An 11231-nucleotide genomic window follows, 5' to 3' on the forward strand; every position below is an offset into this window, starting at 1 on the left:
TGAAGACACGACGAGCCCATCGACGCGGCATCCAAAAAGGATCTGCGATCGGACCAGCAACCGCCACCGTCAGCTATTGCGCACAAGATCGTAAGGACAGCTTCAAGGATCGCGAGCGGCTCGGAGTCGGTCAACGAACTGGCCGTTGTCACCATAGTTCCTGTTGATCCACCACCGGGACACGCCGGCTCAAAGCTAAACCTGTAGTGCCTGACCTCGCTAACTAACACGCTCTCGGTCGGTCTCCTCTCGGCAGCTCTACTGGTCGGCGATAGCGCGCTTGATCTCCAGTCGAGCCGGTGGGGGTGGGTCGTTCGCTTGACGATCACTTGTCGGTCTGTCGCGCATGTGGTGGGAGATGGGGCCGATCTTGTCGGACCGACGGACTAGTGACATTGGGGGATCGCGGCGGCAGGATGGAAGGCCGAGTCGGGACGAGCGGTGTCGGTGTGGCATCTCGAAACGGAGAGCGACCACATGGGATGAGTCGAATCACGGCTATTGCGAGCCTGTCTCGCGATAGCCGCGACGTCTTCTCTGGAATCTGATAGTCGGCGACCGATTGACGGAAGTTCGCCGCAGACGTGAGGAGTGCTTCAGAGGTGACGGCAGTGGGGCAGTCATGGGAGCCGGACGAAGGGCTTGTGCGGGAGGTAGAGGACCAGTTCGATCGGGCTCTGGCCTCCTACCGGGCGAACCCGCACCTCATCGAGGAGCATGCCAACCACGAGGAATCCATCCGGGTCGGCGGGTACGCCAACCGCACTTTGCTCGAGTTGGTGCAGAACGCCGCCGACGCGATGTCGGGAGCCGGCGATGGCGAGACGGGACAGGCCGGTCGAGTGGAGATCGTCCTGGATGCCTCACATGGGGTGCTCTACTGCGCCAACGCGGGTCGTCCGTTCTCCAAAGCCGGACTGACGGCGATCACTCACGCTCACCTCAGCGGCAAGCGCGGCGATGAGATCGGGCGATTCGGGCTCGGTTTCAAGTCGGTCCTCGCGGTATCCGACGCTCCTCAGGTCTTCAGCCGATCGGTGTCGTTCGAGTTCAACTCGCCTACGGCCCGCGACGGAATCGCCGCGCTCGGGTCCACGGCGCGCCGCTACCCGGTCCTGCGCACCGCGACCATCGCCGATTCGGGCGCCGCCTTCGCGGCGGATCCCGTCCTGCGCGAGCTCGCGAGCTGGGCGACCACGGTCATCAAGCTTCCGGGTGCCTCCAGTCTCACGCGGCTGCGGATCGAGATCGAGAAGTTCGACTCGGAGTTCCTGCTCTTCGTCGGTGCGGTGCGTGAGGTCAGACTCAGAGTTCTGGGCTCCAACGCCTTCCAGACCAGTCACGTGTCCCGTGACCTCGGCGGCGGCCTGTTCAAGATCGAGCGCCCGGACGGCGGCGGCGACGAATGGATCGTCGCGAGTCGGATGCACAAGCCGTCACCGGAGGCTCGCAAGCAGGTCGGCGAGGCGGTCTCCCGCACCGAGGTCAAGGTCACCGTCGCGATGCCGCGGCGATACGGCAAACAGCGCATCGGAAGGTTCTGGTCCTACTTTCCCCTGCAGGACCAGACCTCGGCCTCCGCGCTCTTCAACGCCCCGTGGAGCGTCAACGACGACCGGACGACGCTACTGAAGAACGACTACAACCGAGAGATGCTGCAGACCCTCTCGGCGATGTTCGTCGGCCTGCTGCCGCGGGTGAGCACGTCGGATGACCCCGCGGCTCATCTCGATTACATGCCCGCCCGAGGCAAGGAGGCGCTATCGTTCGGCGACGAGCAGTTATGCGCCGACGTGCCGCGCAAGTCGGTGAGCCTCGACCTCGTTCCCGACGCGACCGGCGCCCTGGTGGCGGCATCCAAGGTACGAGCGCTGGACTTCGCCGTCCCGCTCGACGAGAAGCTCCACCGGACCTGGATCGAGTCTCCGAACACCGGTGACGACGTGCCGCACTGGAGTTGCTACACGACGCCGCAGCGCACCACGCGTCTGCGTCAACTCCTGGCCGCAGCGACGGGCGGCGTCGACGCCGACGAGCGTGACATGAAACGTGCAGTGGAGGCAGTGCCGAAACGAGGGCTGCTCACCTGGCTGAACGAATGGGCAAAGGGTTCCGACCTGCAGTCCGCCGCCAATGCCTTCCGTTTCGTGTGCGGCCACCGGAGCATGGCGGACATCGACCGTGCCAGAGTCATCCCGACGACCGACGGCATGCGGGCCCTCGTAGACAAGAACGTCGTCTTCCTGCACCGCGAGGAGGGCGTCGACATCGAGGGAGCGGTCTTCGTCTCGCCCGGCTTCCTGGCGCTGCCCGGCGTGGAGGACGGCCTCAAGAAGGCGGGTTTCCGGAACCTCGACCCGCTGGCGATCCTCAACGCCCGTGTCGCGAGGCTGAAGCACGACTCGGACGAGGAGGAGCTGGCCAAGGTCTGGAACGCGGTCGACGAACTGCCCGTCTCCGAGGCGGTCAAAGCGATGACAGGCTTGGCCAGCGCGATCAAGGTGCCTACCCTCGACGGCGGGTGGGCGCTGCCTCGCCGGGTGTTCGACCTGGGCGACCACCTGGGGGACGCCTTCGGGGCCATGGCGCTGGATCGCCGACGGTGCTTGCCTCAGGTCGCGCGCCAGTTGGGGGTCGTCCATGAAGTGGTGCGCAGTTATTCGGCTGAGGACGAACCCTGTCTGGAACAGTACCGGGACTGGGCACTGGCCGAGTTGAACGCGTCTCTCGGCCCCGGTGAGCGGCCGGTCGAGCGCGTCGATCTCTTCCCCGGTACGGGACCCGGTCCCTTCTCCACGCTCGTGCTACTGCGCGATGCCGGGGCGCCGGAGAAGGTGCGGGCGGACTGGACCGTCAAGCTGCTCCAGGTGGGGGATACCGAATGGACCTGTGAGGATCTGGACAGCAGCCGGACTCACCGTATCCCGTCTCCTGTCCGCTGGGCAGTGCAGGAAGCCGGCCTGCTGCAGACCAGCCGAGGGTTCCGGGCACCAGCCGGTGTCGTGGCGCCGTCACTGGTCAGGTATGCGGGCTTCCTTCCACTGTTGCAGGGATCGAGTCAGGTCGCCGAGGCGTTGGATCTGCCCGACGAACTCGACGACGTGCCCGCCCTCGTGATGAAGGAGGCGCTGGGGCAGGATCTGTTCCCCCCGGGCGCCGACGACCGCGTGCTCGTCGAATTCATCCTGGCGGCCTGTCGCGTCGCCTACCGAGGCGTCCACCCGCCGAGCATCCCCGCGAGGGTGAAGCGGGCCGTCGAGCCGCGCCCCCCGGCGGCGGTGTACCTGGCTACGACCGACGAGCAGGAGAGGTACCTCTCGCAGCGGCAACGCCCCTATCTGAGGGTCGACCAGGACCGGGCCACGGAACTGGTGGAATCGGTCGGCTGCCGACGCTTCGAGGACAGTTTCGCCTTCTCCATGCTGACTGTGGGAGAGCAGGACCGTGAACGGGTGATCGACGTCTTCACCGGCCTGCGCAGCACCCACGACGTCGGGAGGATCGTGAACGCGACCGTTGCCCGTGCGGCCAAGGTGATCAAGCGAGTGACCACCGAGGACGGCGTCGAGGACCAAACGCTCGACTGGCACCTCGACGGGCTGGAACTCGTCGTGCGCAGCAACGCCGACGAGCGGCAGCTGCTCGGCTTCGTCAATGAGGCCTTCCAGCTGCGCCTGACGAATGCCGAACTCGAGGGCGTGCTCAAGGTCGGACTCGACCACAAGCTCGAAGCCCGCAGACAGGAGGCCAAGGCCGCCGAGAGCGACGCGGAGCGGCTTGATGTGTACTTCGGCCCCGACGACCTTCGCGACGCCCTGCCCAAGGGACTCTGGCCAGCGCTCGAAGCCCAGGGGCTGGTCGACTCCGGAACCCCCGTCGCGGAGCTGTTCCTCACCGTGTACGGCTCGGACTCGCTCAAGCTCCTCGCCGACGCGTTCCGTGAGCTGGGCTTCCCCGACGTGCCGACCACATGGGCGGGTGGGGCGACCACGATTTCATGGCTGCGGAAAATGGGCTTCGGCAGCGAGTATGCCGGGCGCCGCAACGAGCGGCAGAACCAGGAATTCGTCGTCCCCGGTGCGGTGAGGCTCAACCCGCTGCACTACTTTCAGCGCAACATCAGCAGGCAGCTCCGTGACGTGCTCACCCACCGCGAAGCCAACGGTGACCACCAGAAGGCGATGGTCGAGCTGCCGACCGGCGCCGGCAAGACTCGTGTCGCGAGCGAGACGGTGCTCACGCTGTTCATCGAGGGTGAACTGCGGGGGCCCGTGCTGTGGATCGCACAGTCCGAGGAACTCTGCGAGCAGGCCGTGCAGACGTGGAGCACGGTCTGGAGAGGGCTGGGCGACGAGCGTCCGCTGACCGTAGGGCGGCTCTGGGACACCAACACCGTGCACGAACCGGACACCGACTTCAGCGTCGTCGTCGCCACCGATGCCAAACTCGACGTGATCCGCGGCAACGCCGAATACGAGTGGTTGAGAACCCCCACCGCCGTGATTATTGACGAGGCGCATCGTGCCGGGAACTCTGAACGGTACACCCGTATCCTGAGCTGGCTTGGGGTGGCCGGTCGAGGTTTCGAGCGGCCGTTGGTCGGATTGTCGGCGACACCGTTCAAGGGCACCTCTGAGTCGGCGACCGCCGCACTCGCGAGCAGGTTCGGCAAGAACAAGCTTGAGGCGTTCAGGGGCAACGCGTACCAGCAGCTGGCCGACATCGGGGTGCTGGCACGGGTCGAGCACGAGGTGCTATCCGGCATCGACGTGGTCCTGCAGCAGGATGAGGTGGCGGAGGCCACCAACTTCAGGAAGGTCAGCCACAGCGTCCTCGACCGGATCGGACGCGATCACGCCCGCATGTCGGTCCTGGTCGAACACATCATGGGGCTGGATAAGGACTGGCCGGTGCTGGTGTTCACCCCGAACATCCTGTCAGCACAGGTGCTCGCCGCGACCCTGCGCTGTCGTGACGTCGCTGCGGCCTCGGTGAGCGGGCAGACCGGCCGGCAGGAGCGTCGCGACATCATCCAGCGGTTCAAGCGCGGTGAGATCCGTGTGCTGGCCAACTGCGACCTGCTGATCCAGGGCTTCGACGCCCCGGGTGTGCGAGCTTTGTACATCGCCCGGCCCACGTTCAGCCCGAGCGCCTACATCCAGATGGCCGGCCGCGGTCTGCGCGGCCCGGAGAACGGCGGGAAGGAGCAGTGTTTGATCGTCGACCTCGCGGACAACTTCGGAGCGGTCAACGATCTGCTCGGCTACCGGGAGTACGAGGCCCTCTGGCAGGAGCAGCACTCATGATCCTGGTGCCCGATCTCGCCGACATCGAGAAGAACGCCGACAGCGACGCCGAGCGGCGCATCGCCCGCCTTCTGCGAACCGTTGACGGCGACCCCGACGCCGTCGCCTTCCACTCGGTGAAGCTGCGCTCTCACGCCTACAAACAGCAGGCCGAGGCCGACTTCGTGATCCTGTGGAAGAAGGTCGTCATCCTCGTCGAGGCCAAGGGCGGCGGGGTCGGTAAGCACGATGGATCGTGGTACAGCGTCGACCGGCGCGGCGACTGGCACAAGCTGGCCGGCTCGCCTATGGAGCAGGCGAGGTCGGCGATGTACGCGCTGCGTGACGTCCTGCGCGAGGAGGGGGTCGGATGGTTCGCGCACGAGGCCGTCGTCGTCACGCCGGACATCGAGACGCCGCCGCGCTCCCTGGAGTGGCCTCCGACCCACTGGCTTGCCAGGGACGACATGAGCGCCGCAGGCCTGACCGAGGCGCTGGACGCGATCGCGGCCGACGCCCGTAAGGCACCTGCCGGGCAGCGGATCGCCCGCGTGGACGAGCTGCGATCGCGCTTGTTCGGGCAGTTCACGCGGGTTCCGGTGATCGACGCGCAGCGAGGGGCCGTCGTCGAGGAGCAGAACCGGGCGACGGCCGGCCAGTGCCGGGTCCTGGCGTCGCTGGCCCGTAACCCCAGAGTGATGGTGTTCGGCGGCGCGGGCACCGGCAAGTCTCTGGTACTGGTCGAGGCGGCCAAGCAGGACGCGAGCCAGGGCAGATCGGTCATGATCACGTTTCGGTCCCCCGAGCTGCGATCGTTCTTCGCGCCGCACGTGCTCGGCCGCGACATCGACCTGGTCCCGTTCGACCAGCTCAAGCCGGGCCGGAGCTACGACGCCGTGTTCGTCGACGAGGCCCAGGACCTGATGACCGCCGAGGCCATGGACCGACTCGACGCGGCCATCACCGGCGGGCGGGCCGGCGGCCGGTGGCGGATGTTCCTGGACCCGAACAACCAGGCCCACATCGACGGCGGCTTCGACGAAGACGTCCTGGAGATCGTCACCGCCGACGCGCTGTCGGTCGACCTGGACCTCAACGTCCGCAACACCAGGGCGATCGTGCACATGGTCCAGGAGTACCTGGGTGCCGACCTCGGCGATCCCGGCATCGTCCACGGCGAGAAGATCCGCTGGCACACGCCCGACGGCGCGGCCGACGTCGACGCGGCCGAGGCCGTGGCCCGACGCATGGTCGCCGACGGGGTCCGCCGGGAGGACATCTGGATCATCAGTGCGACGTCCGCGGCCGCGCCCACCCGAACCGGGCATGGCTTCATCGTCACGAGCCCCAGGTTCGCCAAAGGGCTCGAAGCCGAGTGCGTCATCGTCTGCGACCTGCCCACGACCTTCGACCAGGCCGGGATATCCGCCCTCTACGTGGCCGTGACCCGTGCCCGGGTCTCCCTCGACCTGCTCGCCTCAAAGGACGACAAGTCCCGCCTAAAGCATCTACTCCGACAGCGACTGGTGACCGAGTGAACCTGACCAAGGCTCAGCAGATCGCGTTGGCGCACCTGCGGGCGACCTACGTCGGACCCGACGGCGGTGAAGACGAGGTCATCCTCAACCTGCCGGACCGCCAGTACGCCGTCGGCATGCTGTTCCCCTCCGGGTCGTCCACCCGCCATGACGACGGAACCGGCAGGACCCCAGACGTCCAGGCCGACGTAGTACAGGGCGACGTCGAGGAGGACGGCGCCGACGTCCCACTCGCCGAGGACTGGCGCCCGTCCTCGATCGCGATCTCCTTCGTCACCGACACACCCGCCGTCGACTGCGACTTCTCGGGCGGCACCTACCAGCCGGTCACCGGCGAGGGCCCGCCCCGTTGGCGACGCCGCCCCTTCCGGTTCGAACAGATCGAGCTCGCGCGAGACCGGCCACCGCATCAGCTCGACGCCGCAGGCGTGCCGATCGAGATCGGCTCCAGATGGCGACCGTACGGTGCCGCGCATCTGGTGACGGTGCATGTGCGCGTGCTGTCGAAGACTTCAGGCGACGACCGGCTCGACATCGCGCGGATGCTGTTCCAGGTCGCGCTCGGCGTGACGCCCGGCCTCGGCGGCCGCATCCGCGAGTACGACAGATCAAGCACGTTCGACCTCGACCAAGAGTCCGCGCAACTGCGCCTTCGATACCGGGACAGGAAGGTGTACGCCGTCGGGCACGGCATGGCGGCCGGCTGGAAGCTCGCCGACGGCGAGTGCACACGGGTGTTCCTCGACCCCGTGCCGGCCTTCGTCGTCCCCGCGATCGAGACCACCGGATTCGCCGCCGACTCGCCCGAGGCCAGGGCGCTGCGCCTGGACGACCTGGCGCGCGTCGACGAAAGTCCGGACGAGATCGTCGCGATGCTCGACAGGTTCGTGGCCGTCTTCGCCGCCTGGGTGACCGGGCAGGAGGACGACGCGGCTGGGTTCGGTGCCGACGCACCGGTCGCACGTTCCATCACCGACCGGGCCTGCGCCGCGGTTCGCCGCATGCGACAGGGGGTCGACCTGCTGCGCGATCCCGAGCAGAGGGGTCTGCGGACCGCGTTCGCGCTCGGCATGGCGGCCATGCGGCTGCAGATGCGTCAGACCGCACTACGGCGCGAACCGGACCCCGGCGAGCCGCAATGGCGACCTTTCCAACTCGGCTTCCTACTCGTGTCGCTGGCGTCGACGGTCGACGGGACACACGACGACCGGGAACTGGTCGACCTGATCTGGTTCCCCACCGGCGGCGGCAAGACCGAGGCCTATCTCGGGCTGGCCGCGATCGAGATCTTCCGCCGCCGCGTCGACCACGGCATCGCAGGCGGGGGCACCGCAGTGATCACCCGGTACACGTTGCGTCTGCTCACCGCTCAGCAGTTCCAGCGGGCCGCGTCGCTGGTCTGCGCCATGGAACTGCTGCGCCGTGACGACCCTCGGGCCAAGGGCATGGCATCGTTCTCCATCGGGCTCTGGGTCGGAAACGAGGTCACCCCCGGCACCCGACGTGAGGCCAAGGCCGCGCTCGAGCGGCTGCACAAGGCGGCCCGGCCCGAGGAGGCCAATCAGTTCCAGGTCGAGAGCTGCCCGTGGTGTGGTGCCGCACTCGTACCCGAGGCCAGGACGCAGGACCACGGCCGGTACGGATTCCGGGTCGCGGGTCACGACGTGGTCGTCCACTGCACGGACGAGGGCTGCCGGTTCCACGGTGAGCTGCCGGTGGCGGTGGTCGACGACGTCATCTACGACGAGCCGCCGACCATCCTGCTGGCGACCGTGGACAAGTTCGCGCGCCTGCAGTTCAAACCGGAGGCGGGCAACCTGCTCGGCTTGGGCACGGTGTTCCGGCAGCCGTCTCTGATCATCCAGGACGAGTTGCATCTGCTCTCGGGGCCGCTGGGCACGACGGTTGCGGTCTTCGACGCCGTAGTCCAGATGCTGCTGAGCAGGCAGGGCACACCACCGAAGATCGTGGCGTCGACGGCCACGATCCGTGCCTCCGACGAGCAGGTCCGCGGATTGTACGGCCGTGACGTCGCCCTGTATCCGCCGGCGGGCCTGAACGGCGACCGGACGTTCTTCTCACGTCCCGTCGCGAACGGGGAAGGACGCTTGTACGTCGGGTTGATGCCGCAGTCGCTGTCCCAGGCCTCTGCTGTCGTCGCCGCTGCGGCGCCCCTGATCGAGATGCCTCAGGTGCTCGCGCGGGACCCGGCGTCGGGCACGACCCGCGACTCGTACTGGACGACAGTCATGTACCACAACAGCCTCCGTGAACTGGGCCGGACCGGGACCCTGGTCGTGGACGACGTGAACGGCAGGCTGGAGCCGCGGTCGGATCGGCTGGGCCTGCCGCTGCGTCGCGTCCGCGCCGACCGGGTGCTGGAACTGACCAGCCGGCGGGGGCCGGAGGATCTGCCCAACGACCTGCGCGAACTCAACCAGAGCGTCGACGACGCCGGCGACGCGACGGACGTGGTCCTGTCCTCCAACATGCTCTCGGTCGGCATCGACATCCCGCGCCTGGCACTGATGCTGATGGTGGGTCAGCCGAAGACGACAGCCGAGTACATCCAGGCCACCAGCCGTGTCGGTCGAGGTCGCAACAACGGCATCGTCACGACCCTATTCAGGTCAAACAGGGCCCGCGACAGATCGCATTTCGAGACGTTCCGCAGCTACCACGAGACGCTCTACCGCAGTGTCGAACCCACCAGCGTCACCCCGTGGTCGCTGGCATCGCGGGAACGGTCGCTGGGCGGCGCACTGGTGGCGCTGCTCAGGCATTCGTTCGCCGCGCTCCTCGACAACGATGCCGCGATCCGGCTTGACCTGGACGACACCCGGCTTCGCGGCGGGATCGACCAGCTCGTCGCGACGTTGGTCAGTCTGGTGAGCCGCTCCGAGGACGCGGAGGCCGAGGAGACCACCGACCACGTGTGGCGGCTCCTGCGGGACTGGGACCGGCGCGCGAGACTGGCCCGACAGGCCGGAGGCGCTCTGCAGTACGAGCGACGCAAGTCCGACGACGAGGCTCTGCTCAAGCGGATCGATCAACGAGGTGAGGGATGGCTGGTCGGTGACTCCATGAGGTCGGTCGACCCTAACGTCGCCGTCCAGGTACGTGAACCGATGGAAGGGCCCACAGGTGGAACGGATCATCCATGACCTTCGGCTGGCCGAGACGGTCACCCCGTTCAGCGTCGGCGCCGTCGTCGACGTACTCGGAGAGTCACTGATCGCACCAGACACATCGTGGTGGGATCGCAGACTCGCTCCCGAGATCAGCTGCGAACGTCTCGTCGCGCGTCTGGGCGGCGGGGTGCTTCGACAGGCGCCGGCCCACTCGGGGCGAGCGGCCAAGGAGACCCCGCACCTGCTCTATTGGCGCTTTCCCGCCTGGCGGTTCTGCGAGCGGTGCACGCGACTGTCGAAGGCGACGGGCAGGAAGAAAGGTCGCTGGACGAACAACTGCGAGTGCGGTGGCAAGCTCGTCCCGATGCGTTACGTGGCGGTCTGCGGCAAGGGCAGCCACATGCAGGACATCCCTTGGTTCAAGTGGGCGCACCGGGGGAGCGACGCAGACGTGACCGACACCGTACGGTTCTGCCGGGCCTACAAGGAGCTGACGTTCGTACGCTCGGCCAAACACGGCGAGGGCCTGGCCTCGCTGCGCGTGGCGTGCGGCGGATGCCGCCGATCACGCCCGTTGTCGGAGCTGATGGGCAGGGAAGCGCTGCACCGCGACGGCATCCGGTGCGAGGGCACTCAGCCCTGGGAGGAGTCGGGGCCGATGGGAGCCTGCGAGTCGCGCCTGCACGCCGTCCAGCGCGGGGCCACCGGCAACTACATAGCCGAGCGGCTGTCGGCGCTCGACATCCCCGAGCAGCGTCCACAGTCGGCGGAGACCGCTGATCGCATCCGCGGACACGTCTACTTCGAGAAGGTGGTGGCCGACAACGGCGGTCCGCAGGCGGAGATGGTCGCCGGATGGATCGCCACGGAACTCGGCGTCTCGGCCGAGGAAGTGCTCAGCCTCGCCGCTGGCGGTGACGACGTCGACGACCCTCCGCTCCTCGGCCTCAAAGACGGCGAATGGGCGGCGTTCGTCAAGAAGATCGCGGGCGGACGGGACCACAGCGGCGGTGACTTCGTCGTGGACGGCTGGAAGGTACCCGACGACTCGACGTGGCCTTCGGCGCTAACGGACCTGCTCGCCGGAGCGGGCCAGGTCCGCCGGGTCCGCGAGGTCAGAGTGCTCAAAGGATTCCGGCGCCACAGCGCCGACGCCGACTTCGTCCCGGCCGACCTTGGCCCCGACCGCAGACGCAGGCCTGTCTACCCGGCGATCGAGATGTTCGGCGAGGGGTTCTTCCTGCGCTTCGACGAACGACGCGTCTCCGAGTGGGAGA

At 67.6% G+C, this 11231-nt stretch carries 4 protein-coding genes; all 4 read left to right on the plus strand.

From position 1 onward, the window contains the following. Window positions 1–602: 602 nt before the first annotated feature. The gene (locus tag AB0J67_RS35625; protein WP_363489254.1) at window positions 603–5306 is read left to right on the plus strand and encodes a DEAD/DEAH box helicase family protein; all 4704 of its coding nucleotides are present in this window, start codon (window positions 603–605) and stop codon (window positions 5304–5306) included. After that, on the plus strand, window positions 5303–6823 hold the full coding sequence (locus tag AB0J67_RS35630; RefSeq protein ID WP_363489256.1) for an NERD domain-containing protein/DEAD/DEAH box helicase: 1521 nt from the start codon (window positions 5303–5305) through the stop codon (window positions 6821–6823). Before AB0J67_RS35625 ends, AB0J67_RS35630 begins: the two co-directional genes overlap by 4 nt. Next, a complete protein-coding gene (locus AB0J67_RS35635) occupies window positions 6820–9987 on the plus strand; it encodes a helicase-related protein (protein ID WP_363489258.1) in 3168 nt (1055 codons plus the stop codon). Before AB0J67_RS35630 ends, AB0J67_RS35635 begins: the two co-directional genes overlap by 4 nt. Beyond that, window positions 9968–11231, plus strand: a 1264-nt coding sequence (locus AB0J67_RS35640; protein WP_363489260.1) for a hypothetical protein, incomplete at its 3' end; no start/stop codon positions are given. The genes AB0J67_RS35635 and AB0J67_RS35640, both read left to right, overlap by 20 nt.

The sequence above is a fragment of the Catellatospora sp. NPDC049609 genome, assembly GCF_040675365.1.
GTDB lineage: Bacteria > Actinomycetota > Actinomycetes > Mycobacteriales > Micromonosporaceae > Catellatospora.

What these genes read in the sequence shown, in the direction of transcription:
- AB0J67_RS35630 (WP_363489256.1), top strand. Translation starts at nt 5,303, where the DNA reads ATGATCCTGGTGCCCGATCTCGCCGACATCGAGAAGAACGCCGACAGC.